Raw genomic sequence first — 25370 nt, forward strand, 5'->3', positions numbered from 1 at the left:
TGGTCGGCCCGCGTTCTCCATCGCCTGCCCCCGATGAGCTGGACCCAGCGGCCGGCGGCGGATGGTGCGTAGGTGCGCGGGCCCCCGCATCCTATGCTACAATAGCGTCGTGGATCTCATCGCCATCGTCGACCGGGCGGTGCAGTTGCTCTCGATCTTGGTGTTCGTCCGGGCTCTCCTCTCGTGGATCCCATCGGTGGACTACCGTCACCCGCTGATCTCTCTGATCGTGCGGATCACCGATCCAATCCTCCAACCCGTCCGGCGGCTGCTTCCCCCGATGGGCGGACTGGACCTCTCCCCGCTGATCGCGATTCTGCTCCTAAATCTCGCCGGCCAACTCCTCCATCAACTTCTGATCTCTGTCCTCGCCCCGAGCTAGGTGGCGCGATCGGCGGCGAGGGAGCGCTTCCGCCGATGCACGCGCCGGCGGCGGCGGGGACGGTGGTTGAGGATGTTGTCCGGGATCGTCTCCTCCCAGGTGATCATGCTGTGGAAGAAGACCTTGTCTTCCTCATCGAGGCCTCGGGTAACCTCGGTGATGTGCATGTTGGCGGCGCCAAACGCCTTGAGGGCATGCTGCACCGCCGCTTCCGGCCTCGCCTTGTCCCCGCAGGTGTAGATGTCGAGAGCGACGTACCCGACCTCAGGCCAGGTGTGCACGGAGAGGTGAGACTCTGAGATCACCACCACCCCGCTGACCCCATCCGGGCTGAATCGATGAAACGAGATCGCCCACACCTGGACGTTGGCGACCTCCGCGGCGCGGACCATGATCTGCTCGACCTGCTCCACCCGGCTGATGACCTCGGCGTTGCAGCCGGACCCCTCCACGATGTAGTGGTGCCCGAGCGTGTCCATCGTCCGCCCCTCTCTCGCACCGGCCGGGCCGGCGCTCAGTACCCCATCGACGACAAAATTCTTCGGATCAGTGCGATCGCAGGGGTGCTGATCGCGGTCACGAGCAGCGCGCTGACCAGCACTCCCAACGCGAGCGACACGATCGCCTGCCGGCGCGGCAGCCCGAACAGCCACGCCAAGACGGTCCCCGAATAAATCCCCGGCCCAGGCAGGGGGATGCTGACGTAGATCCCGACGCCCAGGACTCCCCACCGCTCCACGTATATGTGGCCCCGCGCGCGCACCTCTTCGACAAAGTGCCTGACCAGCCTGAAGCGCGACAGGAATCGGTCGAAGAACAAATCCATGATCAGGAAGAAGGGGATGATGGCGATCCAGCTCGCCAGCACCGCCGCCGCGAGCGCGACCAAGGGAGGGAGCCCCTTCGTGATCCCAAACGGGATCGACGCGCGGAGTTCCACAAAGGGCGCGACCGAAAAGATCATGACCTGGATGGTACGGTGCAGGATCGGGTCAAGCATCGCGGGTCGTCCACGGGCCGAGGGCGGCACGGCTGTGGGGCGCCGCGTGGCCTGTGGCCGCCGGAACGGCGCTGCGATGTGAAGGGGCCGGGGGATCGAAATCAGCGTTCGGGCCGTGGCGGACCGCGCCGCTCCGCTGATGCCGGACGGGGGACGTGCCGGCCGTCGTGATGCACGACGCCATTCGACCGTCGTCAAGGATGCCCGGTGGATGGGTGTACTCGCGCAACACCAACTGCACCATCCGAAACCGCGAATGTGCGATGCTGGGCAGCCCGGCCTCCTCCCTATGCCAGAGTGTATGGTACCATATGCTCAGCGATGTGCAAGGACGTGCAATGACCCTTCGATATTCGCTCTCGCAGTTGAGCCGCCCCGCCGCGCGGCGCGCCTTCGGCCGATCATGGCTCACCGTCTGCCTGGCCGGCGCCGTGGCCAGCGTGGTGATCTTCGGGTGGGAGCACATCTTCTTCATCGCGGTGGTCTGGCTGATCTGCGTCTTCGCGCCGGTCAGGATCGCGGTGGAGGCCCTCCACACGCGCGGCCCGCGAATGCGAGACGAGTTGCAGCGCGCGCTCCAAGCGCGCAACGACCGCTACGCGACGCGCGAGGGCGTCGTCCTCATGGTGGAAATCCTGTTCGCGCGTGAGGTACGGCTCCCGCGTCTGGCCCCGCCGGACCTCGGAGGCAAGATCATCGACGCGGCGGGGCGCCTGACCGACCGGGCGTTGCGCGGCGGCGACGGGCCCCCCGCCGTTCTGCGCGCCGCCGCCACCTGCGCGACGTTGCTCCAGCGGTGGGTGGGGGTCGTCGCGGCGGGCGAGCGGGACCCCGAATGGCATCCGGCCGCCGAGGGACACCCGGGAGCCGGAAGCGATCGTCCCCTGCCCCTGAACGGGGCCGCGCCCGCGGCGCTCTGGAATCCACGGGCCAGCGTCCAGGATCAGTGGGCCGCGCTGCGGGCGATCGCTGCGCTGGCTGGGTTGGCGAAGACCCTTACGGCGGTGTACGAGGACAGCACGGGCACGCCCTGGGAGGGGGGTGCGTCCGTCCGCGCACTCTCCGAGGCGGCGATGGACTACGCGGATCAGGTCGGGCTCAGGCTCGACGGGCCGGCCTGGGATGACCCCGCAGAGGTGCCCCCGGCCCCGTTGGCGCCCGAACTGCTCCCCGGGCTTGCGGAAACGTGGCTGACCTTCTGCGCGGCGCCGCCGCCGGCGCCGCGACGTCTGCAGGCCTTCGTCGAGCTCTTGGTGGGGTGACCGGCGCGGGCTTTCGGCGATCGGATCAGACGAGCGGCAGCAGGACCCCGACGACGAGGAGCACTCCGAACACCAGATGCACGCGCGCGGCCGCGACGTCGAGCATGACGAGATCGTGCGGGGCGCGCGCCGCGTGGACCTGCCGCGCCAGCCCCCAGGCAAGCGGCGCGCTCAGCACGACGAGCGCCGACCCCCTGACGAAGGTCCCCGTCAGCACCCCGCCGATCACCAGAGCGTACGCGGCGGCCAGAAGCGCGTAGAGCAGGCCCTTCGATCGTTCCAGGCCGAGCGCGCGCGCGACCGTGACCCCGCCGTCGTGACCGTCCGACCGAATATCGCGGATGTTGTTCACGTGGAGGATCGCCGTGACCAGGCACCCGACGGGCAGGGCGTAGAGCATTGGCACGAGCTCGATCACCCGGGCCTGCACAAAATAGGCGCCGAGTACCATGAGCGGGCCGAAAAGCAGGAAGATCACCGGGTCGCCGAGCGCCCGGTATTTGTAGGCGACCGGCCGGCCGGAATAGAAGTAGGCGCCGAGGGCGCCGAGCATCCCCAGCACCAGGATCGGGGTGCCCCGAATCGCCGTGAGGTAGAGGCCGATCGCGACGTTACAGGCCAGGAAGACCAGTCCGGCCAGGAAGACCTCGCTGGGCTGGAGGATTCCCCGGATGAGCACGCCGCTGCCGCCGAAGGATTCAGCGGTATCGTGGCCGTCGCAGTAGTCGAAGTAATCGCTGAAGAGGTTGGCCGCACCCTGGATGGCCACCGCGCCGAGGAGGGTGAGGACGAGCAGCCCCGGGTTGAGCATGCCCTGCGCCGCCGCCATGCCCGTCCCCAGCAACACGGGAACGATCGACGCCGTAAAGGAGAAGGGACGGACCGCCTGCACCCACATCCGGGCGGTCCGAGGAGGGAGCCCAGACTCGATGGACCGTTCGGTCATCTCGACCTCTCCGCAAAGGGGACCTGGACCCGCGTCCCATTATAACATGAGCCGGCGGGCGTTCATGGGCTGGACGGCGGGCGGGGCGGCCGCGGCCGTCGGCCGCCCCGCCCGCGCCAGCGCCCGCGCACGGTGGTGGAGCAGCCTGGTCTTCGGGGTCCTCGAAAATCACGGGTTGGCCGAGGTGATCGGGCTGCCCTCGCATCGACGTCTCGCCGAAGAAGGGACGCTGCTCGCGAGGTACTTCGCGGTCGAGCACCCGTCGGGTCCCAACTACCGGGCGCTCATTTCGGGGAATACGTGGAGCCGCAACGAGGTCGTCGACGCGTTCCACCCCTCGATCGCCAGCCTCGCCGCCGCCGACACGCCGCCGATCCCGACGTTCATCTACCACCTCGCCGGGGAGATCGCCCGGCGCCACAATCCTTTCCTCGACCTGCGTGCCCCGGTCGCCGCCGTGCGGCGTGGGGAGGGGGCGTTTCGTCAGGATCTGGGGGACACGCTCCCCTCCCCCGCCATCGTCTACGTTGGATGGGACGACCTCAATAACATGCACGACGGCTCCCCCGCCCGCGCCGACTCGAACCTCGGGCGGCTGCTCGATATCCTGGGGGCCTCACCGTGGTTTGCGAGGCCGGACCCGGAGGGGCGGTATCCGGCGCTCTTCATTTGCTACGATGAAGGCATTCGGGACAACCATGTGTTTGCCGCCTGGTGGGGGCGCGGGGTGCGCCGTGGAACGGTCGCGCAGACCGCCTACACCCACTACAGCTTCTGCCGGACGGTGACCGACAACTGGGGGTTCCCGGCGCTTCAGCGGGCGGCGGAGGCGAGCGCGATCGACGCACCCTGGACCTGACCGCCGCGGTCGACGGCACATCCGGTTTAAGGAGGCATCATGGCCCTGCTGCTCACCGAAGCCGACGTGGAAGCTCTCCTTCGAATGGAAGACGTCATCGCCAGCGTGGAAGCGGCGTTCGCCGCACAGGGCCGCGGAGAGGCACAGAGCCAACCCCGCTCACGGGTCCGGACGCCGAACCTCACCCTGCACGTGATGTCCGCCGCGCTCCCGTCGGCGGGCGTCCTGGGGCTCAAAGCGTACGCGTCGGGGAAGCCGGGGTCCCGGTTCGTCGTCCTGGCGTGGAGCACCGAAACGGGACGGCTCGAAGGCGTGATCGAGGCCGATCGGCTCGGCCAGGTGCGCACCGGGGCTGCGAGCGGGGTGGCGACGAAGTTCATGGCGGGCCCCCAGGCGCGCACCGTGGGGTGTATCGGAACGGGCCGGCAGGCGGGAAGTCAGCTCGAAGCGGTGTGCGCCGTCCGGCCGGTCGACCGAATCGCCGTTTACGGTCGCGATGAACGCCGCCGGGCGGCGTTCGCCGCCGCCATGGCCGAGCGGCTCGGGGTGGGGGTGAAGCCGGCCTCGTCCCCCGAGGAAGCGGTGCGCGAGGCGGAGATCGTGATCACCATAACCACGTCGCGCGAGCCCGTCCTCTTCGGCCGCTGGCTGAGGCCCGGCACGCACATCAACGCCGCCGGGGTGAACTGGGCCAACAAGCGCGAGCTCGACGATGAGGCGGTCCGCCGCGCGGACCGGATCGTCGTGGACGACCGCACCCAGGCGGCCATCGAGTGCGGCGACCTCATCCCGCTCGTCGAGGGCGGCTCGCTGTCGTGGGAGCAGGTGCACGAGCTCGGCGCGGTGGTGAGCGGCCGGGTGCCTGGCCGAGATGGCGCGGACGAAATCACGCTGTTCGAGTCGCAGGGCGTGGCGCTCGAGGATATGGCCGCCGCCGCCCTGCTCATCCAGCGCGCCCGCGCGGCGGGGGTCGGGCAGGAGATCCCGATCGGGGGGTAGACTGCGCGGAGCAGGAATTTCTCCCTCCCCCGCGTACTAGCGATAGGAAAGCGGGGTGTGGGCGGCCCCGAAGCAGTGCCGACGCAGCAGACATCGTCGCAGCGTACGCAGCAGTCGAGGTGGCAGAAATCGTGCAGACGCCGTCCCTGGCCCGCACCCTGTCGGTCACGCCGGACCAGCGCCGGCGCCCTCGACGTTGCGCGTCCCTACGCACGTTCCTGCGATCCCCTTCCCTTCCTCCTCGCCGCGCGGTCGCCGCAAGCGTCGTGATCATCGGGCTGGTGATCGTGGGTCTGGGTTCTCCCGCGCCGGTCGGGGCCGGGGAGGTCCGGACCCTCAGGGTGGTCGCAAACGGGATAGTCGTCCCGCTGGCCGGGGATGTCGTCATCCAGGACAGCGTGGTCATGGCGCCCTACCAGGGATTGTTCGCGCCGCTCGGGATCGCCGCGACGTACAAAGCCGGCGAGCGGACGCTCACGCTGGTCAGTCCCGCGGGCGATGAGATGCAGCTGCGCGCCGGAGACCCGTACGCCACCATCAACGGCGAACGACGGCCGATCCCGATCCCGCTCGTCGCGGTCTTCGATCGAGTGCTGATCCCGATCCAGTGGGTGTGCGAGACGCTGGGGGATGCGACCACCTACGATCCGGACAGCCATACCCTAGTGATCAGCCCGCAGGTGACGGGGATCTCCTGGCGGGGCACGGACGCGGGCCTCGAAATCACGATTGACGGCACGGGACCGCTTCATTCCAAGGCGGTGGCGCTGCACGCCCCGGAGCGCCTGATCGTCGATGTGATGGGGGCGCTCCCCAAATCCCTGGACCAGGTGCTCGATGTCCACGAAGGACCGCTGGCCGGGGTGCGGGTCGCGCGCTCCGCGTTTGGCACCCGGATCGTGCTCGACCTCCTTACGACCGTCCAATACCAAGTGGTCAGTGAGATCCCCGGACGCCGGGTCCTGATCTCGCTGGCCGCCGGGCCGATCCCCTCGGGCGGACCGTCCGGGGGGACCCCCAGTCCTCCCTCCGGCTATCAGCCCAGCGCGCAGAAGATCTCGGACGTCCTCTACCAGCACGTGGAGGGAGGGGGCCGGCTGGTCATCGTCGCCAACCGTCCCCTCCGCGTGACCCGGCGCACGCTGCGTAACCCCGACCGGATCGTCATCGATGTGGCCGACGCCGTGTTCTTCCCGGTGAAGAAGATCTTGGACATCAACGACGGCCTGGTCGTGCAAATCCGCGCCGCGCAGTTCCACAGCAACCCCAACCAGGTGCGGATCGTCGTCCAGCTCTCCCGGGCCGCCCCCTTCGAGATCCGCCAGGGACCCGAAGCCGGACGGCTGCTGGTCACCCTGGGCGACGCAGCGGCCGGACCGGAGACAGGACCCCCGACCGGGCCGGTCGTGATCGCCGTGGACGCCGGACACGGGGGCAGCGATCCCGGCGCGATCGGCCCGACGGGCGTGAAGGAGAAGGACGTGGCGCTCGCGATCGCGCAGCTGCTCCACAAGCTGGTCGTCCAGCAGCACCTGGACGTCGTGATGATTCGCGACACCGACACCTTTGTGCCGCTGGAGGATCGCGGACAGATCGCCGCCCGCGGCGGGGCCACGCTGTTTGTCAGCATCCACGCGAACGCGTCGACCGACGCCAACGCCAGCGGAACCCAAACCTTCTACGCCAACCCGAGCAGCCAGCCGCTCGCCGCGGCCGTCCTCGACGAGGTGAGCAAGACCGTGGGGCTCGCCCCGCGGGGGACCACCCAGGCCGAGTTCAAGGTGCTGGTGGATTCGAACGAGATTCCCGCGATCCTGGTGGAGACCGCGTTTATCACCAACCCGCGCGAGGAGCAGATGCTGCGCGACCCCGCCGTGCAGCAGGCGTTCGCCCAGAGCATCCTGAAAGGCATTCAGCGGTTCCTGGCCGCGCCGCAGGCCGCCCCGTAACGGCGGCGGAATCGAGGAACGCGAATGGCCCGGCGACGCTCGACGCGACGGCAATCATCCCACCTCGTCCTGGGGCTGATCATCGGCTTGATCGTCGGGGCCGGCTTGACCGTCGGCGTCCTCATCGCCCAACACCGCGGATCGACCCCCGCGCCGGCGCGGCTCCCGGCCGCGCGGCGCACCCCTACCCCTCCCGCCCCCCGGCCCGTGACCCCGCGGGCGCACCTCCCGTTGCCGCCGCGCCGGAACCCCGAGGGTTCGCGAGGCCCGGCGGTGGTCCCGGCCCCGCCGCATCCGGTCTCCGTGGGTCCCGGCCGTCTGCGCGTGGCCATCATCTTCGACGACGCCGGGTACAGCCTGCGGGCGGCGCAGGAGGTTGAGGCGATCGGCCGGCCGGTGACGATCTCCGTCCTCCCCCACCTCCCCTACTCCACGATGATCGCCGAGGAGGCTCCCGCCCACGGCGTGCAGGTGATCCTGCATCTTCCCGTGGAGCCCGACAATCAAAACCTCCTCTCGTTCCTGGGAGAGGGCGGCATCCGCGTGGCGATGACCGACGGGGAGATCCGGCAGGCGGTGGCCGGGGATCTGGCGACCGTGCCCACGGCCGTCGGCGCCAACAACCACATGGGCTCGCTCGGGACGGCGGACCCGCGGGTGATGCACGCCGTGATGGAGGAGATGAAGGCGCACCACCTGTTCTTCGTGGACAGCGTCACGTCGAGCCGAACCGTCGCCGCGCAGGTGGCCCGCCAGATCGGCGTGCCCACCGCCGCGCGTGCGGTCTTCCTGGACAACGAGGACACCGAGGAGTACGTGCGGGGTCAGTTCCGCACCCTCATTACCCTGGCGCATGCGCGGGGACAGGCGATCGCCATCGGACACGTGGGAAAGGTGACGGCTCGGGTGCTTATCTCCCTCCTTCCCGAGTTTGATGAAGCCGGGATCCAACTCGTTCGGGTGTCCGACCTCGTCCACTAGTCCGCGCTCGCACCCGGCCGGCACGCGGCGAGGTGCCGTGGCCCGGCCGCGCGGTGGCGTGCCGCTGTTCCGGAACGTGTCCGCCGCACATTCCTGTTACAATAGAAGCGCTCTGCCGGCACCCCGCCGGCGACATCCCGAAGGAGGTCCCCATGCGCTTCACGGTCATCGACACCCCTGCCGAGCAGTCCGCCTGCGATCTGCTCGCGCTTCCCATCCTCGAGCCGGGCACCCTCTCCGGCACGGCCGCGAAGGTGGACCGGGCGGTCGGCGGGCGATTGGCGGACCTGGCCAAAGCTGAGGGGTTCTCCGGGAAGCCCGGACGCTCGGTGCTCCTCCAGACGCCCGACCGCCCGGCGCGCCGGGTGCTGTTGGTGGGCATCGGCGCGGAACCCAACGCGGAGCGGCTGCGCCGCTTCGCGGGCGCGGCGATTCGCCGGGCCCGGGAGTTGCGCTGCGGGCGGGTCGCGCTTGCCGCGGACGGCGGCAACGCCGGCGGATGGGCACACCCGGACGAACGAGTGCGGGCGGTCGCCGAAGGCGCCGGGCTCGGCCACTACACATTCGACCGATACCGCAAGGCGGACGAGACCGGGGAGGTGGCGGAGGTCGCGCTCCTCGTCGGCGACGGAGATCGGACGCTCCTCGACCGCGCGGCGCAGGCGGCGGAGGTGGCGGTCCGCGCCACGTGCCGCGCGCGCGATTTTGTGAACGAGCCCCCAAACGTCCTCACCCCCACGGCCCTGGCGGAGGCGGCGCGTGAGCTCGCCAAGAGCGCGGGATGCGAATGCCGCGTGATCGACCTCGAGGAAGCGCGAACGATGGGGATGGGGCTCTTCGCCGCCGTGGCCCGGGGAAGCGCCGAACCGCCGAAGTTCATCGTCATGGAGTACCGCCCCGGCGGCGCGCGCCGCACCGTGGCGTTGGTGGGCAAGGGGATCACCTTCGACAGCGGCGGGCTGTCGATCAAGACCGCGAGCGGGATGCGCACGATGAAAGGGGACATGGCGGGCGCCGGGGTGGTGATCGCCACGATGGGCGCGCTCCGCGATCTTGGGGTCACCTCTCGGGTCCTGGGCATCGCCGCGGCGACGGAAAACATGATCAACGGCGCGGCAACTCGGCCCGGCGATATCGTCCGCGGGCTCGGGGGGAAGACGGTCGAGATCACGAACACCGATGCCGAGGGCCGGCTGGTGCTCGCCGACGCGCTGGCGTATGCCGTGCGCGAAGGGGTTGACGAGATCATCGATCTCGCCACGCTGACGGGCGCGTGCGTCGTCGCCCTCGGGGATTGGACCGCGGGGGTGATGGGGAACAACCAACCGCTCGTCGACCGGCTGCTGGAGGCGGCCCGGCTGACCGGGGAGCAGATTTGGCAACTGCCCCTCTACGATGAAGATCTTGACGCGATGCGGGGCGAGATCACCGACCTGAAAAACTCTGCGGGCCGCGAGGGCGGCGCCGAGCGCGCCGCCGCATTTCTCCGCGAATTCGTCGGCACGACGCCGTGGGCCCACCTCGACATCGCCGGCCCGGCGTTTGCGGACAACCGCCCGCCGGCCCCCTACCTGCCGGCCGGCGGCACGGGGTTCGGAGTCCGGACGCTCCTTCGCTACCTGACGTCCCTCTCCTGACGATCGCCCTCTCCCCCGCGGGGCCCAGGGCAGATCGCGGGGCGATGCCGCCCTTCGGCGCGAGCCGAGACGGCCGGGCCCCCCGGTCCGGTCGTCCATCCCTGGTCCCCCAGAGTCCCCGGACCCGGCGCTAGGATCCCGGATGCCGCTCGCGGCGCTCGGCCTCGTCCTCGCCTCGGCGCTGCTCCACGCGACCTGGAACGCCATCGTCAAAGCCGGAGACGACCGGCTCGTTGCGGCGTGGGCCACCACGGCCGCGGGCGCCGTCCTCGGGATCATCCTCCTCGCCGCCGGGGGGCTGCCGTCCGCGGCATCGCTAGCTTTCGTCGGCGCAAGCGGGGTGGTGCACGTCGCCTACATCATCGCCCTCACCCGCGCCTACGATGACGGGGATCTCTCGTTGGTCTACCCGGTCGCGCGCGGGATCGCCCCCGTGGTGGCGACCGCCGGGGCGATGGTGGCGTTTGGCGAAAATCTTCCGGGTCCGGCGTACGCGGGAGTCGGGCTGATCGCCCTCGGCGTCCTGCTCCTCGGCGCGCTGAGCCGCCGCGTGAGCGCGCCCACCCCGGCCCGCGCCCTCGCCTGGTCGCTCGCCACCGCGCTGTGCACCGGCGTGTACACGCTGATCGACCGCCAGGGCGTTCGCCTCACCTCACCCGTCAGCTATATCAGCGCGCTCTTTCCCATCCATGCTTCGCTGTTCTGCGTCTATGTGACCTGGCGCCGCCGAGCGCTGCCCTGGCGGCTGATCGCCCGCAACCGGCTCGGGATCTTGGGGATGAGCGGCGCGTTCAGCCTCGGCGCCTACCTGCTCGTGCTGAGCGCGCTCGCCATCAGCCGCGTCGGGTACATCGCCGCCCTTCGCGAAACCAGCGTGCTGATCGCGGCCTGGGTGGGCTGGCGGCATCTCGGCGACCTCCAGGGCCCGACGCGGCTGGCCAGCTCTGGGATCGTGGCGGCGGGGTTGGTGCTGCTCGTCGCCGCCCGGTGAGGAGGCTACCGGGCGCCCAAGATCGTCACCATGATCGGCACGAGGCTTGAGAGCACCACCCCGTTGATGAACGCCACCAGCGCCACTTCCGGGCCGGCCGCCCGGACAACGACCGCCAGGGTGACGTCCATCGTCGTGGCGCCCCCCGGGGCGATCGCCACCGCCCGGCCGAAGGACCGGGCGACCAGGGGGGTGACGAGGATTGCCAGAAACTCGCGCGCAACATTGGAGAGGAACGCCAGCGCGCCGGTCTCGAGGTTGACGAGTCGCGTCAGCATGATCCCGGAAAGGCTGTACCAGCCGAATCCCGCGCCGATCGCCCCCGCGTGACGGAGCGGGAGGTGCAGCACCCAACCCGCCACCCCCGCGCCTCCGAGACTACCCACCGCAACGCCGGCCGGCACCAGGAGCGCCCGGACCCCGAGGCGGCGGATCGCGCGCCAGGCCTCTCTGCTCTGGCCGATCTCGATCCCGATCGCAAACAGCACCACCCCGAGGAACACTTCCGCCAGCGTTTCGAGATGCGCGGCCAGGCTGTGGGGAACCACCCCCAGGGCTCCAACGCCGATCCCGGCGATCACGGTCGCGGCGACCACCCCCGCGCTCATAGGGGCCCGATCGCTCCGCGCAGCAGCCAGACCGCGAGGACGCTGCCGGCGATCGTCAGGACGGCGAAGACGACGGCCTCCGCCCCCAGGACCTGGAGGCGGCCGAGGAGGAGCGGGTCGGTCCCCACCCGCATCCCCAAGGTGAACAGGATGAGCACCACGCCCGCGGTGACCAGGGTCCGGGCTCGGCGCATCACGCCGTCGGTCAGCTCGCCGCGCCATCCCAGCAGGAGCCCCGCGGCGAAGGGCGCAACAATGAGCCACATGGACTCAGCCTATGCGGGCCGGCCCTCGCAGTCAAGGCGCGGGCCCGGCCTGGGTGCCCCGCTTCGGGCGCGGGGTCAGCGGGTCGGAACGGGGTCTTCTTCGGGAGCGCCGGATTCGAGGAGGACAAAATAGGCGCAGTTGCACGGTTTCTGGCGCCCGGCGTGAAGCGCGACACAGCGGGTCGCGATCGCCCCGACTTGGCCCACCTGCCGTCCGTGACACTTGTCGCACACGTAGACGCCGCTCACCGGCCACTGCAGACCGGCCTTCGCGCGTACAGGCTTCACCATACATCCCCCCGGGGTCGAACCTGATCTCAACCCTAGCACAACGGCGGTCGGCGCGCCTCACACCCCCGTGGCACCCTCCCGAACGCCGGCGGGGGCGCGGGCCCCCGAGAGGTCCAACACCCCCCCCGGCAGACAGCGTGACGGATTACGCACGGGCGGCGCGGAACCCTTGGCGTCGCCGGTGGCTGGCCGACCGGGGCCCATGGTAGACTCAGGGCATGTTGCCCGTGCGCGTCTCGCCGAAGGCGGCGGACCCGCTGCCACGTCGGTGAGGCGCACGTTCCGAACCTTTCAAGACCTCGCATCGCTGCTTGCCGTCGCGGCCGGCCGTGAACCGGCCGACCTCTACCTGGAGGGGGCCGCCCTCCTGAACGTCTACAGCGGCGAGGTCTATCCGGCCAACGTCGCCATCAAGGGCCGGCGAATCGCCTACGTCGGCGGAAATCGAACCATGGTCGGGCCGGAGACGCGGATCCTGCCGCTCCGCGGCAAAACCCTCGTCCCCGGCTACGTCGAGCCCCACACCCATATCACCGGCATGTCCACGCCCGAAGAGTTTGCCCGCGAGGTGCTCCGGACCGGCACGACCACGCTGGTCGCGGACACCCTGCAGATCCTGCTGCACACCCCGCCTGACCGCGTCGTGCCGCTGCTGACGGCGCTGGCGGAACTTCCGGTCCTGATCGTCTGGTCGCTCCGCCTCCACGCCTCCTCCCCTCTCGAGGACGAGACGATGTTCTCGAGGGGAGAGATCGAACGGCTCCTGGGGGTGGAGGCCGTGCGGGTCGTGGGTGAGGTCACCCGGTGGCCAACCGTCTACCACGGCGACGACGACCTGCTCCACAAAATCGCCGCCGCCCTCGCCGCCGGCCGCCGGGTCGAGGGGCACGCCCCGGGCGCCTCCTCCGAACGGCTCGGCGCACTCGCCGCGGCCGGCTGGTCGTCCGACCACGAAGCGATCACGGCCGATGAGGTCGTCCACCGCCTTCGCGCGGGCGTGTACACGATGCTGCGACACTCGTCGCTGCGGCCCGATCTGGGTGCCCTGGCCCCGGCGGTCACGGAGACTCGAAGCCGCTCGGGACGGTTCATGCTCACCGCCGACGGCCCCGAGGCGGTGACGATCGTGGAACGTGGGTACATGAGCCACGTGATCCGGGAAGCGATGGCGGGGGGGATTCCGGAGATCGCAGCCTATCAGATGGCGACGATCAACCCCGCGGCCTACCTGGGCCTGGACGAAGAGATCGGGGGGATCGGCCCGGGACGGCGCGCCGACATCGTGGTGCTGAACGACCTGCGAAACCCCACACCCGATCTCGTGCTGGCGCGCGGCGAGATCGCCGTGCAGGATGGACGCGTCAGGGCCGCGATCCCCGATTTCCCGTGGGACGAGTATTTCCGACCGCGCTTTCGCCCCACCTGGACCCCGCAGCCGGACCTCTTTGCCCTGCGGCTGTCGGCCGCTCCTGGGGGCACCACGCCCCTCCGCTTCCCCGTCATCCGCCTCGAGAACAGCGTCATCACCCACAAGGTCGAGATCCCGCTCACCCTGCGCGAAGGCTGCGTGATCCCCCCCTCCGACGCGGTGCGCGCGGTCCTCCTCGATCCCGCGGGGCGGTGGATGGTTCCTGGGTTGCTCGCGAACTTCGTGTCGCGCCTCGGCGGGCTCGCCAGTTCGTTCAATGTGGCGGCGCACCTCCTGGCCCTCGGCCAGAACCCAACCGATATGGCGCGGGCGGCGCGGCGGCTCCTGGAGATCGGCGGCGGGATCGTGATCGTCGAAGACGGCGAGACCGTGCTGGAAATTCCGCTCCCCCTCGGGGGGGTGATGGCGTCGCGTTCGCTCCCGGCCATCGCCGCGGAAGCCGCGCCTCTCTACGCGTTCCTGCGCGCGCGCGGATACCCGCACCAGGACCCACACTACACGCTGCTCTTTTTGCCCCTCGACTCGCTCCCCGACATCCGCCTCACCTACCGGGGGGTCTGGGACGTCCGGCGAGGGAAGGTGCTGGTGCCGCGTCAGGACCTCCCCGGGCCCAACCCGATCCGCTAGGCACCCTCCGCGGCGGACAGCGGGCGGGCGGATGCCCTCCGCCCCGCCACCTCCGGCGCGCGCAGAGGGCGGCGGGGAAAAAGGCGACGCGGCAGGGGCCCGAGAGGACCTCTGCCGCGTCGCCGCCGCGTCAGGGCAAAGTGAGCGCGGCTAGCGGACCGGCGACCCGGCGGTCGCCAGCGCGGGCTCGGGCACGGGGTCCGGCAGGAGTTCCATCCTGATGGCGTGCACGGTGCCGTCAATGCGCGACTGCCGATGCAGGTGGTAGGCCGACACGATCTCTCCCTCACGCGGCTCGATCTGGGTCATGTATCCGCACTGACAGCGAAACCAGGCCATCTGAACTCCGTCTCCTCTCCGTCGTGAAGGTCCGAGACGCCGCCGCGCGGCGTTCCCGAGAGGGCCTTCTAAAGGCACTTTGAGATCCGACGGCGCAGGGCCCGGGCCGCCGCCCAGGCGTCGAGCCGCGGACGCGTCGACCGATCGACGGGTCGCCGGGTCGTCGCGTTCGGTTCGGGGACGACCGCCCGGGCCGCTCCCGCACCAACCCCCGCCGGCCACCCGCCCGTCACCGCGATTGCGCGCGCCCCCCACAGCGCCAGCCACACGGGCATCTCCCCCACCCCCCAATGGACTCGCACCAAGTGTGGATGCCCATCTCACGAGCGATGGAGGACATGCCTGACGCCGATTCGCCCTCCGCGGCCGCGTCCTCAACGCCAAACGGCGGGCCATACGATGGACCTCGACGGCGGGACCACCGCCGGCCTCCGGCCACGGCGGACCGTGAGCGTGACGTCGCGGAGCCCAAGACGGTCGGAGAGAAAGGGACACGGCCGGCGAGACCGTGTCCCGTCCGCGTTCAGATGGCGGTCGCCCCGAGCGGGGGCAACCTCACTTCTCGATTTGAATGTTGATGTGCTTCAGCTCGGTGTACTCAAACAGGCCTTCCAGCCCGTACTGGCGTCCCAGGCCCGATTGCTTAAACCCGCCCATCTCGGTCGACTGGAACATCTTCCCAAACGTGTTGACCCAGACCGATCCGGCCCGGACGCGGGTGGCGATCTTCATGGCCTTGTTGATGTCGCGGGTCCAGACCGCGGCGACGAGGCCGTACACGGTGTTGTTCGCGATATGGATCGCCTCGTCCAGGTCCTTGAAGGTGGTGATCCCCATCACCGGCCCGAAGATTTCCTCCTGGGCGATTTTTGCGTCGGGCTTCATCTGATCAAACACGGTCGGCGCGATGAAATACCCCTTGGCCAGCGCGCCCTCGGTCAAGCGGTGACCCCCGGTCACGAGCACGGCCTCCCGTTTGCCCTGTTCGATGTAGCCGGTGACCTTCTGGAGCTGCGGCTCCGAGATCACGGGGCCAACCTCGACGCCCTTCTCCCAGCCCGGCCCCACCTTCAGCTTTGGCACCATTTCCCGGACGCGCTGGACGAACGTGTCGTGGATGCTCGCCTCCACCAACACCCGTGTGCCGGCGATGCAGATCTGGCCGGCGTTGTAGAAGGAGGCGGCGTTGATCGCCCCCCGAATCGCGCGCTCGAAGTTGGCATCGGCGAACACGATCGTCGGAGACTTGCCGCCGAGTTCGAGTGAAACTTTCTTCAGGTTGCCGGCGGCGAGCCGCATGATCTCGCGCCCGGTGGCGGTGTCGCCGGTGAAGGCCACCATGTCGACGTCGTGGTGCCGGGCGAGTTCGGCGCCGACGGGATCGCCGGGACCGGTCACGATGTTCACGATCCCCTTGGGGAACTCCGCGATCCCCTCGATGATCTTCGCGAGCTCGACGGTGGACCCCGCGGTGTAACTCGCCGGCTTGACCACGACCGCGTTGCCCGCGGCCAGCGCCGGCCCGATCGCACGCGCGAGCAGCGCGAGGGGAGCGTTCCAGGGCACGATGATCCCGACCACCCCGGCCGGCTCGCGCATGATCAGGCTGATGCTGTTCGGCTGCGGAGTCTGCGACCGTCCGAAGATCCATCGGGCCAGGCCGGCAAAGTAGCTCGTCGTCTCCGCGAGCCGCATCGCCTCACCGCGGCTGATCGGGGACGGCTTGCCGCTCTCGCGCGTGAGCAGCTGCGCCAGCTCTTCATGCCGGGCGCGGACGGCCTCGGAGAACTTGAGGAGGGCCGTGGTCCGCGTGCTGGGGTCGTCCCGCCACTCCGTGGTCTCGAACGCGGCGCGCGCCGCCGCGATCGCCGCCCGCATGTCGTCCACCGTGGACCGCTGCGCCCGGTAGACCAGCGCGCCGTCTCCGGGGCTCGTCACCTCGAAGAGGCCGCCGGTGGACTCGCGCCACTCCCCGGCGATGAAGTTCCTGTAGGTCGTCACCTCTGCCATCGCGTCGTCCCTCCCATCCCAACGTCGCCGCCGCTGATGCGGAGCGCGCCCTGCCGGCCCGCCCGGAGCCGGGCCCTCACCCAGTCCACATCCCGTCCGGATCGAATCGCCTGATGACGTCGAGCTCCTCGCGCGTCGGCGCCGGGGTCTCCCGGAGGTCCGGTGCGGTGCGCAGCGGCCACCCGGTCTCGGCCCGAATCTCTTCGAGGGTCACCCCCGGGTGCACCCGCTCCAAGACCGCCTCCCCGGAGGCCTGGTCGAAGCCGAACACCCCCAAGCTGCTGATCACGCGCGCCGGGCCGCCGCGCACCAACCCCACGCCCTCCCGCCATCCCCGGCCCGTGCCGTATCCGGGTGAGGTGAGGTAGCCGACGCGTTCCGGAAACCGGCGGCGCTCGTGATGCATAATCACGACCGTCCGCCGTGCCAGCGCGGCGATGTCGGCGGCGCCGCCGCTGCCGGGGAGCCGGGTGCGCCGTCCCCGGTCCCCCACCCAGGTCGTGTTGAGGTTTCCGTAGCGGTCGACCTCCGCGCCCCCGAGAAACCCCACGTCCACCCGTCCGCGCTGCAGGTAGCCCATCACGTCCACCAGCGTCGTGCACGCCAGCGCGCCGGCGATGTTGGGCGGGTCGCCCATCGTGATGATCGGGGCGAGCGGCGGCGAATCGCGGATGACCCCGTTCTCGAACAGACCGACGGCGTTCGGCGCGTGCAGCGCCCGGGCCAGCGCAAACCCCAGAAGCGGCAGGCGCATCCCCACGAACACCACCTCTCCGTCCCGGATCTCCCGAGCCGCCGCGGCGACCATCACCTGGCGCCGCGTCCCCTGGCGCGCGTTCCCCGTCGCCATTAGAACCCGTAGCTCACCGGAGCGGCGAGGCGCGGCGCGCGAGGAGAGAGCCCGGCGAGGCGGGCCTCGCCGAGGGCGCGCAGGTATCCGGCGTGCCCGTCGGCGCGGACGACCATGCGGTTGAGCCAATCCAGGAACCCCTCGCGCGTGCGTGTCTCGCCGTGATACTCGTCGTAGAACCGGTCGTCGCGGTTGACGTACCCTTGGGTGGGCGACGGGTGGGAGCCGTAGGGCACGGCGGCGACGGCGCTGACGAGGAATCCCGGGACGAGGGTGCGGTTGGGGTCGCTGGTGATCACGTCCTCCTCCACCACTTCCTCACAGGTGAGCAGAACCGTCTCCGCCGCCCGCGCCGCCTCAGGCGAGATGCCGAGATTGCCCCAGAGGTGGGCGTTGCCGTGCCGGTCGCAGCGCTGCACGTGGAGGATCGTCAGATCCGGTCGGAGCGCGCCAACGGCCAAAAGCCGGGCCCCGGTGAAGGGACACGCCACCTCCCGCAGCCGCGGGTGCTCCCGGGCGAGATCCGTCCCAAAGGCCGTGCGCGTCGGCAGGTACGGAACCCCCTGGGCCGCGGCCGACACCGCCAACGCCACGGTGAGATTGGAGTGGTCTTCGATCGCCAGCCGGCGAGGGATCCCCTCCTCGATCGCCCGGCGAAAGTTGTACGCGGTCCCCGCGCCCACGTTGCCCACCCAGGCGGCGATGACCTTGGCGACGCACCCCGCGCCGATGAGTTGATCAAACAAGATGTCGGAGATCGGCCCGACGAGCGCGAGGTCCTGTCGGCCCTGGCGGATGATCTCGTGCCCCGCGGCGAACGGGATGCACGATTCCAGCCCCGTCCCCATCGCGATCGTCATCCCGTCCCGCACGTACCGAGACACTGCCTCAGCGAGGGACATCACCTTGTGCACAGCATCCCTCCGGCTCACGCCGCCGAGCGCCGATGGAGCCTCGAGGCCCCTGCGGGGTGAATCAAGGATGGGGCAGTGCGCCCCACTTCACCTGCTCGAACGCCGATCGGCAGCGGCGGCAGTAATACTGCGAGGTGAGCGACGTGGATCCGAACAGGCTGAGCAGCTCGGTGCGATCCGAGTCGCAGAACGGGCAGGCCGGCGTGGATGGCCGATCCGCACCCGCCGGGCCGCGCATCCCGTCCCCACCGCTCCCCTGGGGCGCCGGCTCAGTCATCCCGCACCCGACGCCTGGACTCGTCCCACCGCGGCCACGGCAGCGCCTCGGCCGTCGCCCAGTGATCGCCGGCGAACCCGAGCGGAGCCGCAACTCCCGCCTCGCGCAGCGGCGGGCCCACCGCCCGCAGGAACCGCTGGCGCACCGGCTCGCCCGCCTCGCTCAGCACGCCGATCGCCACCAGCGGTGAGAGTGCGCCGCCGGCGTCGGGCCCGAACCAGCACAGCGTCTCCCCCCACGCTCCTCCGATGATCGCTTCGAGGCCCGCCCGCACCTCGGGCCCCTCCCCGGCCAGTTGCCGCAGCCACCCCCGGCCGTGGATCGCGTGAAACCGTTCCTCTTCGATCAGCTTACGGGTTCGCTGCCGCAGCGGCAGGTAGCGCGACTCCACGGCGGTCTCGAGCACAAGCGTCAGCGCCTGGTCCAACAGCAGATTGGCAATGATCAGGTGCGGCCAGCTTGGAAACGGCCGCGCGAGCATGTTGACGATCCGCGCGTCCTCCGCCACCCATTCATGCTCCGAGCGGTGGGGCGCGCCGGGCAACTCCTCGAGCAGTCCGTAGAGGACGCGGGCGTGCCCCAGCTCGTCCTGCGCCATCGCCGTCGCCGCCACCCCGGCCTCAATCGTCGGGCCGCTGCTGCACCATTCCCCGTACCGCAGCCCGAGCACGTGCTTGCTGTCGGCCAGGGCAACGACGAGATCCACCAACGCCGGGACGGCGTCGCGCGGAAGCGCCGAGGGCCGGTCGAGCAGCGGCGTGCTCATGCGTGGGCGTCCACGGCCTCGCTGCGGACGGACTCCACCGGGATCACCGCCTGCCGCGGCACCACGTACATCTCGATCCACGACTCCTCGTCGTAGATGCTGCGCGCGTACACCCGCGCCAAGGCATCGTCGGGCGCGGCAACGCACCCGACGTGGCGGAGCGGTTCGCCGTCCGTCCGGCGGGCGAACACCTCGTAGACCGGCTCGTCCCCGATCGTCCTCACACCGCCACCCCGCAGCGGGCCAGTTCCCGACGCGCCACATCGGTCAACCGGTCCTTCGTCCAGGGAGGGTCCCAGGACACGACGATCCTGACGTCACGCACCCCCGGCAGCCGATGGAGCCGCTCGCGGATATCTTCCTGGATCATCTCCATGCACGGGCACGCGGTCGCCGTGAAGGTCAAGGTCAGGCTCACCGTCCCCCCGTCGACCGCGACCCCGTAGACCAGGCCCATGTCCACGATGCTGACCGGCCACTCGGGGTCGACCACCTCGGCCAGGGCGGCCAGGACCGCGTCCGGGGTCACCGCCTGAGGTCCCGCCGCCCCGCGGCGCTCCTGGGGATCCGCCGAGCCAAGGGAGACCGGCATGGTCAGTGCGCCCCCACCAACTGCCGCATCTGCCGGCGTCCCCGCTGCAGCATCTCGATGAACATCGCGTTCCCCGGCCCCCGCCGCTTCCAGCGGGCGATCACGTCGTCCCACGTGATCGGCCGATCCATCAGCCAGCGCCGTTCCCCCTCGTCGAAGTCCACCGGGAGCGGGTAATCCAGCAGATACGACCCGGTCGCCTGATCGTGGTGGGCGGGCACGCGGAACCCGAGGCTCTCGCACAGCGGCACCGCGGTGCGCAGCCAGGTCTGACGGAGCTGGTCGTTCGTGCTTCCCTTCAGCCGGTATCCGATCTGCGTACCGTGGGTCTTCAGGGAATCGGGCAGCCCGAACCACTCCACCGTCATCGGGAACATCCAGTCGATCGCCCGCTGGAGCTCGTCCCGGTGGGTGGCGGCCAGCCGCCGCATGCCGTTCTCCCCGTGGCGGAGGTGGAAGTTTTCCTCCTTGTCGACCTTCGCCAGCCCGCGGCGCCACGGCCCGTAGCTGCAGTGCTTGTAGACGTCCCCGAGGAGCACATAGCCGGCCCGATCGTAGAAGGCGTTGGCCACGATCAGTTCGATCCAGGATCGGAGCGGCACGTCGAAGGCGTAGGGATGCTTGAACTTCTTCGGATCGCGGTCGTAGATCAGCGCCTCGGTATCCACCCCCAGATCCTGGAGGATCCGATAGCCGATGTGCGCGTGGCTCAACTCGTCCTGGATGATCGCCAGCGCCGAGATCAGGTTGTTCATCGAAGGGCTGTTCTTGGCGGCGGTGTAGTAGCTGGGGGCGCTAATCAGCTCCGTGTCGGCGGAAACGGTGAGGATGTGGATGAGGGTCTGCCGATACTCGTCGGTCATCTCCTGGGGCGACTCCACGATGTGCCCCTGGCTGATCCGGTCGAGCAGCTGCTCGTTGGTGACGATCGGCATCGCCCGCACCCCCGCCGGCGAAACATGACACGGTTTTTGCACGAACAGATAAGAATGCGTGTATAATCAATTATACGGCGGAGGCCGGGGAGGCGTCAACGCCGCGGCGCGCGGGGCAGGGCGCCGGGCGAGTCGTGATGCGTGCGCGCTCACTCCTGTTCACGGTGTACGGGGACAGCATTCGACCCCACGGCGGGGAAATCGGGATCGGGAGCCTGATCCGCCTGATGGCGCCGCTCGGGTTTTCCCCGCGCGCGGTACGCGCCGCGGTGTCGCGAACCGCCCACCAGGGATGGCTCCGCACCAGGCGGGTGGGGCGGCGGGCCTTCTACTCGCTCACTCCCCAGGGCGCCTGGCGGGTGGCGGAAGGCGTGCGCCGCGTCTACCAGTCGGGCCCCGAGCCGTGGGACGCCCGGTGGCGCCTGCTGACCTACGCGATCCCGGAGGGCCGCCGCCCCGCCCGCGATCGGCTGCGGCGGGAGTTGACCTGGTTGGGGCTCGGCCCGCTCTCCAAGAGCACCTGGATCACCCCGCGGAACCTCACCTCCCTGCTCACCGAGTTGGCCGCCGCGCGCGGGGTGACCGATCACGTCACGATCTTCGAAGCGGACTCCCTCGGCCTTCCGCAGGACCGCGCGCTCGTGGCCCGGTGCTGGGACTTGGCGGCGATCGCCGGAAAATATCGGGCGTTCATTCGGGCGACCCGGCGGCGATCCGCCGGGCGCCGCCCCCGGCTGCGGCGGCGCGGGATCTCGCCCGCCGCCTGTTTCGCGGAGAAGATCCTGCTCGTTCACGAATACCGGAAGTTCTTGTTCGTGGACCCCGGCCTGCCGGCCGAGCTGCTGCCGCCGGACTGGCCGGGGCGGGACGCTTCTCGGGTGTTCCAAGAAGTCTACCGGATGTTGGCGGAGCCGGCGGCGCGGTTCTTCGACGCGGCCTTCGAGCCGCCGCCGAGCACGGCGCGCGATCGAACCCGATCGCCCCAGGACCCCCCGCCCCGTCGCGGCGCCGGGGCAGCCCTCGCGACCGGGTGAGCGCTACCTCCCCTTGAACGCCGGCGGGCGCTTCTCCAGAAAAGCGCTCACGCCCTCGGCGGCGTCCTCCGACGCGAACGTTCGGAACAGCGCCTCCCGCTCGTAGGCCAGCCCGCCCTCCAAGGGAAGCTCCATGCCGCGGGTGACCGTGAGCTTGATCAGTCCGACGGCCATGGTCGCGCTCTTGGCCAAGGCCTCCGCGTACTCGCGGGTCTTGGCCGACAGCTCCTCCGCCGGGAACACCCGGTCGACGAGGCCGATCGAGAGCGCCTCCTCCGGCGAGACCGTCCGACCGGTCAGCATGAGATCGAGCGCCCGGCTCTTCCCGATCAGGCGGGGAAGCCGCTGCGTCCCCCCGTTGCCCGGCAGGATCCCCAGCGCGATCTCCGGCTGCCCGAGGCCGTACTTGCCCGCGGCGGCGAACCGCAGGTCGCAGGAGAGGGCGATTTCCATTCCGCCGCCGAGGCAGTGACCGGTAATCGCCGCGATGAAGACCTTGGGGGTCAGCTCGATCTTGCGCAGCACCTCGTGCATGCGCAGGATGAACTTCTCTTTCTCCACCAGGGTGGAGGCCTGGAAGAACTTCACGTCCGCCCCCGCGGAAAAGAACCGGGGCACCGTGCTGGTCAGCACGACGGCCTGGATTCCGTCCTCGGCCCGCACCGCCTCCACCGCCTCGTCCAGTTCCTGGGCAAACTGGCGGTTGTACGCGTTCGCCGGCGGCCGGTGCAGCGAGATCTGCCCCACCGCGCCCGCTCGTTCGAGACTGATCATCTCTCCCACTCACGCCACCCCCATCCTCGGCCGCGCGCGATCGGACACCCCCGGCGGCCCCGGCCGTGCGGCCCATCCGCCCGGGACGCAGCGTCGGCTGCCGCCTTCCGGGCATCGGTCACGAACGCGCGGAGGGCTGACGGCGCGCGCCGGCCAGCCGCTCGCGAAGGCGGAACCGCTGGATCTTCCCCGTCGCCGTCTTGGGCAGCTCCGGGACGAACTCGATCCAACGCGGATACTTGTATGCCGCGATCTTGTCGCGGACGAACCCCTGCAGCTCCACCGCCAGTGCCTGGCTCGGGGCCTGCCCCGGCTTTAGGACCACAAACGCGAACGGCTTGACCAGATCATCCTTGTCGGTCTGCCCGACAACGCCGCACTCCAGCACGGCGGGGTGCTGCATCAGGGTCGCCTCAACCTCGGTGGGCGACACCCACTGGCCCCCGGCCTTCAGCATGTCGTCGGACCGGCCGCCGTACCAAAAGTACCCGTCGGCGTCCCGGTAATACTTGTCGCCGCTGGCGAACCACTTTCCGCGGAAGGCCTCCCTGGTGCGCTCGTGCTTGTTCCAATACCCGGGAGCGACGCTGTCCCCGCTGACGAGGAGATCTCCGATCTCGCCCGCCGGCAACTCCCCTCCGCCCTCGTCCACGATCGTGACCGCGTACCCGGGAACGACCTCCCCGCTGCTCCCCGGCCGGACCCGGCCCGGGCGGTTGCTGATATAGATGTGCAGGGCTTCGGTCGAGCCGATCCCGTCGAGAATCTCCACCCCGAACCGATCCTTCCACCTCGTGAAGATCGCCGCCGGCAGGGGCTCCCCGGCGGAGACGCAGAGGCGGACGGCCCCGAGATCCTTGGGACCGTCCGCGGCCAGCATCGCCGCGTAGGCCGTGGGGACGCCGAAGAACAACGTCGGCCGGTACCGCCGGATGAGGTCGAAGTACGTCCGGGGGTCGAACCGCCCGGGGTACAGCACCGACGACGCCCCCACCCGAAGCGGGAAGTACAGCGCGTTTCCCAGCCCATAGGCGAAGTAGAGCTTGGCGATGGAGAGGCACACGTCGTCTTCGCGGATCTCCAGGACGGTCCGCGCGTAGAGATCGGCGGCAAAGACCATGTCGTGGTGGAGGTGAATCGTGCCCTTGGGGGCGCCGGTGCTGCCGCTGCTCCAGAGCCAGAACGCCGGCTCGTCCCGGTGGGTCGACGCGGGGACGAGCTCGGCCTCGGCCTCGGTCAGCAGATCGCCGAGGGCGTGCTGACCCCTCCCCGGGATCCCGGCCACGATGACGTGGCGGAGCGCGGGCAGCTCCCCCAGCACCGGCTGCACGAGCGGCAGGAGCTCCTGGCTGACGACGAGCACAGCCGCCCGGCTGTCCCGGAGCATGTAGGCGTAGTCGGAAGATTTAAGCGCGGTGTTGGTGGGGACGGCGATCGCGCCGATGCGGATCGCCCCCCAGAACAGGGCGGCGAGATCGGGGGCATCGAGCATCAGGAGAAACACCCGCTCTTCCGGCCGCACCCCGAGCGCGCGGAGCGCGTTCCCCGCCCGGCTCACCCGGGCCAGCAGCTCGCCGTAGGTGACCCGCTCGTCGCCCGCTCGGATCGCGACCCGGTCTCCCCGCCCCTGCTCCAGGTTTCGGTCAAGAAACGCGGTGGAGACGTTAAAGGCTTCGGGGAGCTCGATCGCCGCGCTCATCGCGCCCCCCGCTTTCGAGACCCTGAGGCGACTCTCCTCTCAGCGCCCGGGTGAGATCGGGGCGGGTTGCCCCACCTGCGGGCAGCCGACGACGAGAGCCTGGCTGCTGATCGCGATTCCGATGGTGGCGCTCGCGACCTCGTTCCACGTGTACATCCCGACGACGTGGTTCTGATCGTCGAGCACCGGAGACCCGCTGCTGCCGCGCTCCGGGCGGGCGGACGACTCGATTTCGAAGACCGGGGTGCCGTCCTGCGCGTTCGCGGTTCGCGTCACCGTGCCGGCAGCGACGGTCTGCTCCGTGGCTTCGGTCGATTTCCCGTAGCCGACGACCCGGATCTGCCCGTGCTCCAGCGGCCCGACCCCGAGCGCGAGCGCCGGAAAGCGCGGCAGATCCCCGAGGTGCGGGGTGGCGATCACCTGGGGGTCGTCCCCCGGCTCGATGATCCGCCACCACCTAAACGTGGGGCCGGGGGTGGTCAAGCGGACCTCGGCGATGTCGCGGCCCACCGGGCCGGTCGGCACCTCGAGCGGATCGACGCTCAGCGGGCTGGCGCAGACGATCTCCGCCCCGTAGAACTCTTTGTCGACAAACGCGAAGAGGATGTAGTGATCGGGGTCGTGCTGCACGCGGGAGACCACGTGACTGTTGGTCAGCGCCAGGCCGCTGGGGTCGATGAAGAACGCGGTCCCCCGGGCGACGCCTTTGCCGTCCCGGGTCATCGTCACGAGCTGAAAGACGCTGGCGAGCGGCGCCGCCCCGCCGCCCAACGCGTTGAGGGGGAGGCTGAGCGCGAGGGCCACCGCCGCGGCCGCGATCGTCCACGGCGCGGAGGCCCGCCGGTGCGAGATCGATCGTCCCGTCGGCCGGGGGCGGGGTGCGTCCGGCTGGGGCGCCGACGAGGTGTGGACAGAGATCCCGGGAACGTTGACGGCAGACGTCGTTGATCACC

General features: G+C 70.2%; 29 protein-coding genes. 10 read left to right on the plus strand and 19 right to left on the minus strand.

Annotated elements, in window-relative coordinates:
* The first annotated feature begins 61 nt into the window (after positions 1 to 61).
* Entirely contained in the window at positions 62 to 382 is a 321-nt protein-coding gene (locus VKV57_11010) for a YggT family protein (GenBank protein HLW60435.1), read from the plus strand.
* On the opposite strand, the gene speD is transcribed toward VKV57_11010, so the two are convergent.
* Positions 379 to 861, minus strand: a complete 483-nt coding sequence (gene speD / locus VKV57_11015; GenBank protein HLW60436.1) for an adenosylmethionine decarboxylase — start codon at positions 859 to 861, stop codon at positions 379 to 381. The two genes, VKV57_11010 and speD, sit on opposite strands and share 4 nt — an antisense overlap.
* A gap of 35 nt (positions 862 to 896) precedes the next feature.
* On the minus strand, positions 897 to 1382 hold the full coding sequence (locus tag VKV57_11020; GenBank protein ID HLW60437.1) for a small multi-drug export protein: 486 nt from the start codon (positions 1380 to 1382) through the stop codon (positions 897 to 899).
* A gap of 338 nt (positions 1383 to 1720) precedes the next feature.
* On the opposite strand from VKV57_11020, the gene VKV57_11025 reads away from it, so the two are divergent.
* Entirely contained in the window at positions 1721 to 2644 is a 924-nt protein-coding gene (locus VKV57_11025; protein HLW60438.1) for a hypothetical protein, read from the plus strand.
* 25 nt (positions 2645 to 2669) lie between these two features.
* Here the strand turns inward: VKV57_11025 and menA are convergent, their stop codons facing one another.
* A complete protein-coding gene (gene menA, locus VKV57_11030) occupies positions 2670 to 3590 on the minus strand; it encodes a 1,4-dihydroxy-2-naphthoate octaprenyltransferase (protein ID HLW60439.1) in 921 nt (306 codons plus the stop codon).
* Between the two features lie 64 nt (positions 3591 to 3654).
* Between menA and VKV57_11035 the strand changes: the two genes are divergently transcribed.
* The 6 genes from VKV57_11035 to VKV57_11060 all read left to right on the plus strand — a co-directional run bounded on the left by VKV57_11035 (position 3655) and on the right by VKV57_11060 (position 11006).
* Positions 3655 to 4449: a hypothetical protein gene (locus VKV57_11035; protein HLW60440.1), complete on the plus strand. Its 795-nt coding sequence runs from the start codon at positions 3655 to 3657 to the stop codon at positions 4447 to 4449.
* 39 nt (positions 4450 to 4488) lie between these two features.
* Positions 4489 to 5448 carry an ornithine cyclodeaminase family protein gene (locus VKV57_11040; GenBank protein ID HLW60441.1) on the plus strand — a complete coding sequence of 320 codons (960 nt, stop codon included), beginning with the start codon at positions 4489 to 4491 and terminating at the stop codon, positions 5446 to 5448.
* 131 nt (positions 5449 to 5579) lie between these two features.
* On the plus strand, positions 5580 to 7397 hold the full coding sequence (locus tag VKV57_11045; protein HLW60442.1) for an N-acetylmuramoyl-L-alanine amidase: 1818 nt from the start codon (positions 5580 to 5582) through the stop codon (positions 7395 to 7397).
* Positions 7398 to 7421: 24 nt separating this feature from the next.
* Complete coding sequence (locus VKV57_11050) at positions 7422 to 8378, plus strand: divergent polysaccharide deacetylase family protein (protein HLW60443.1); 957 nt, start codon at positions 7422 to 7424, stop codon at positions 8376 to 8378.
* 152 nt (positions 8379 to 8530) lie between these two features.
* Positions 8531 to 10015 (plus strand): leucyl aminopeptidase, encoded by a 1485-nt coding sequence (locus VKV57_11055; protein HLW60444.1) that lies wholly within the window; start codon positions 8531 to 8533, stop codon positions 10013 to 10015.
* A gap of 142 nt (positions 10016 to 10157) precedes the next feature.
* On the plus strand, positions 10158 to 11006 hold the full coding sequence (locus VKV57_11060) for a DMT family transporter (GenBank protein ID HLW60445.1): 849 nt from the start codon (positions 10158 to 10160) through the stop codon (positions 11004 to 11006).
* 5 nt (positions 11007 to 11011) lie between these two features.
* On the opposite strand, the gene VKV57_11065 is transcribed toward VKV57_11060, so the two are convergent.
* The 3 genes from VKV57_11065 to VKV57_11075 form a co-directional block, all read right to left on the minus strand.
* Entirely contained in the window at positions 11012 to 11614 is a 603-nt protein-coding gene (locus tag VKV57_11065; protein HLW60446.1) for a lysine exporter LysO family protein, read from the minus strand.
* Complete coding sequence (locus VKV57_11070) at positions 11611 to 11880, minus strand: LysO family transporter (protein ID HLW60447.1); 270 nt, start codon at positions 11878 to 11880, stop codon at positions 11611 to 11613. The genes VKV57_11065 and VKV57_11070 overlap by 4 nt, the downstream gene beginning before the upstream one ends.
* A gap of 75 nt (positions 11881 to 11955) precedes the next feature.
* A complete protein-coding gene (locus tag VKV57_11075; protein HLW60448.1) occupies positions 11956 to 12168 on the minus strand; it encodes a hypothetical protein in 213 nt (70 codons plus the stop codon).
* Between the two features lie 271 nt (positions 12169 to 12439).
* Between VKV57_11075 and VKV57_11080 the strand changes: the two genes are divergently transcribed.
* A complete protein-coding gene (locus tag VKV57_11080; protein ID HLW60449.1) occupies positions 12440 to 14227 on the plus strand; it encodes an adenine deaminase C-terminal domain-containing protein in 1788 nt (595 codons plus the stop codon).
* 150 nt (positions 14228 to 14377) lie between these two features.
* Here VKV57_11080 and VKV57_11085 read toward each other — a convergent pair whose 3' ends face one another.
* The 10 genes from VKV57_11085 to VKV57_11130 all read right to left on the minus strand — a co-directional run bounded on the left by VKV57_11085 (position 14378) and on the right by VKV57_11130 (position 20910).
* Positions 14378 to 14566: a hypothetical protein gene (locus VKV57_11085; GenBank protein HLW60450.1), complete on the minus strand. Its 189-nt coding sequence runs from the start codon at positions 14564 to 14566 to the stop codon at positions 14378 to 14380.
* 68 nt (positions 14567 to 14634) lie between these two features.
* The gene (locus VKV57_11090; GenBank protein HLW60451.1) at positions 14635 to 14841 is read right to left on the minus strand and encodes a hypothetical protein; all 207 of its coding nucleotides are present in this window, start codon (positions 14839 to 14841) and stop codon (positions 14635 to 14637) included.
* Positions 14842 to 15121: 280 nt separating this feature from the next.
* Positions 15122 to 16576, minus strand: coding sequence for an aldehyde dehydrogenase family protein (locus tag VKV57_11095; protein HLW60452.1), 1455 nt, complete (start codon positions 16574 to 16576; stop codon positions 15122 to 15124).
* Between the two features lie 76 nt (positions 16577 to 16652).
* Positions 16653 to 17426 (minus strand): CoA-transferase, encoded by a 774-nt coding sequence (locus tag VKV57_11100; GenBank protein ID HLW60453.1) that lies wholly within the window; start codon positions 17424 to 17426, stop codon positions 16653 to 16655.
* Entirely contained in the window at positions 17426 to 18328 is a 903-nt protein-coding gene (locus VKV57_11105) for a CoA-transferase (protein HLW60454.1), read from the minus strand. The genes VKV57_11100 and VKV57_11105 overlap by 1 nt, the downstream gene beginning before the upstream one ends.
* Positions 18329 to 18401: 73 nt before the next feature.
* Positions 18402 to 18617 (minus strand): hypothetical protein, encoded by a 216-nt coding sequence (locus VKV57_11110; protein ID HLW60455.1) that lies wholly within the window; start codon positions 18615 to 18617, stop codon positions 18402 to 18404.
* Positions 18610 to 19383 carry a Phenylacetic acid catabolic protein gene (locus VKV57_11115; protein ID HLW60456.1) on the minus strand — a complete coding sequence of 258 codons (774 nt, stop codon included), beginning with the start codon at positions 19381 to 19383 and terminating at the stop codon, positions 18610 to 18612. The genes VKV57_11110 and VKV57_11115 overlap by 8 nt, the downstream gene beginning before the upstream one ends.
* Entirely contained in the window at positions 19380 to 19607 is a 228-nt protein-coding gene (locus tag VKV57_11120) for a hypothetical protein (GenBank protein ID HLW60457.1), read from the minus strand. Before VKV57_11120 ends, VKV57_11115 begins: the two co-directional genes overlap by 4 nt.
* Complete coding sequence (locus VKV57_11125) at positions 19604 to 19975, minus strand: metal-sulfur cluster assembly factor (GenBank protein HLW60458.1); 372 nt, start codon at positions 19973 to 19975, stop codon at positions 19604 to 19606. Before VKV57_11125 ends, VKV57_11120 begins: the two co-directional genes overlap by 4 nt.
* A gap of 2 nt (positions 19976 to 19977) precedes the next feature.
* On the minus strand, positions 19978 to 20910 hold the full coding sequence (locus VKV57_11130) for a Phenylacetic acid catabolic protein (GenBank protein HLW60459.1): 933 nt from the start codon (positions 20908 to 20910) through the stop codon (positions 19978 to 19980).
* A gap of 137 nt (positions 20911 to 21047) precedes the next feature.
* On the opposite strand from VKV57_11130, the gene VKV57_11135 reads away from it, so the two are divergent.
* Positions 21048 to 21944, plus strand: a complete 897-nt coding sequence (locus VKV57_11135; GenBank protein HLW60460.1) for a PaaX family transcriptional regulator C-terminal domain-containing protein — start codon at positions 21048 to 21050, stop codon at positions 21942 to 21944.
* A 3-nt stretch (positions 21945 to 21947) separates the two neighbouring features.
* Here VKV57_11135 and VKV57_11140 read toward each other — a convergent pair whose 3' ends face one another.
* The 3 genes from VKV57_11140 to VKV57_11150 all read right to left on the minus strand — a co-directional run bounded on the left by VKV57_11140 (position 21948) and on the right by VKV57_11150 (position 25221).
* On the minus strand, positions 21948 to 22718 hold the full coding sequence (locus tag VKV57_11140; GenBank protein HLW60461.1) for an enoyl-CoA hydratase-related protein: 771 nt from the start codon (positions 22716 to 22718) through the stop codon (positions 21948 to 21950).
* Positions 22719 to 22836: 118 nt separating this feature from the next.
* Positions 22837 to 24417 carry a benzoate-CoA ligase family protein gene (locus VKV57_11145; GenBank protein ID HLW60462.1) on the minus strand — a complete coding sequence of 527 codons (1581 nt, stop codon included), beginning with the start codon at positions 24415 to 24417 and terminating at the stop codon, positions 22837 to 22839.
* Between the two features lie 39 nt (positions 24418 to 24456).
* Positions 24457 to 25221: a serine protease gene (locus VKV57_11150; GenBank protein HLW60463.1), complete on the minus strand. Its 765-nt coding sequence runs from the start codon at positions 25219 to 25221 to the stop codon at positions 24457 to 24459.
* Between the last annotated feature and the right edge of the window lie 149 nt (positions 25222 to 25370).

The sequence above is a fragment of the bacterium genome (assembly GCA_035307765.1).
GTDB lineage: Bacteria > Sysuimicrobiota > Sysuimicrobiia > Sysuimicrobiales > Segetimicrobiaceae > Segetimicrobium.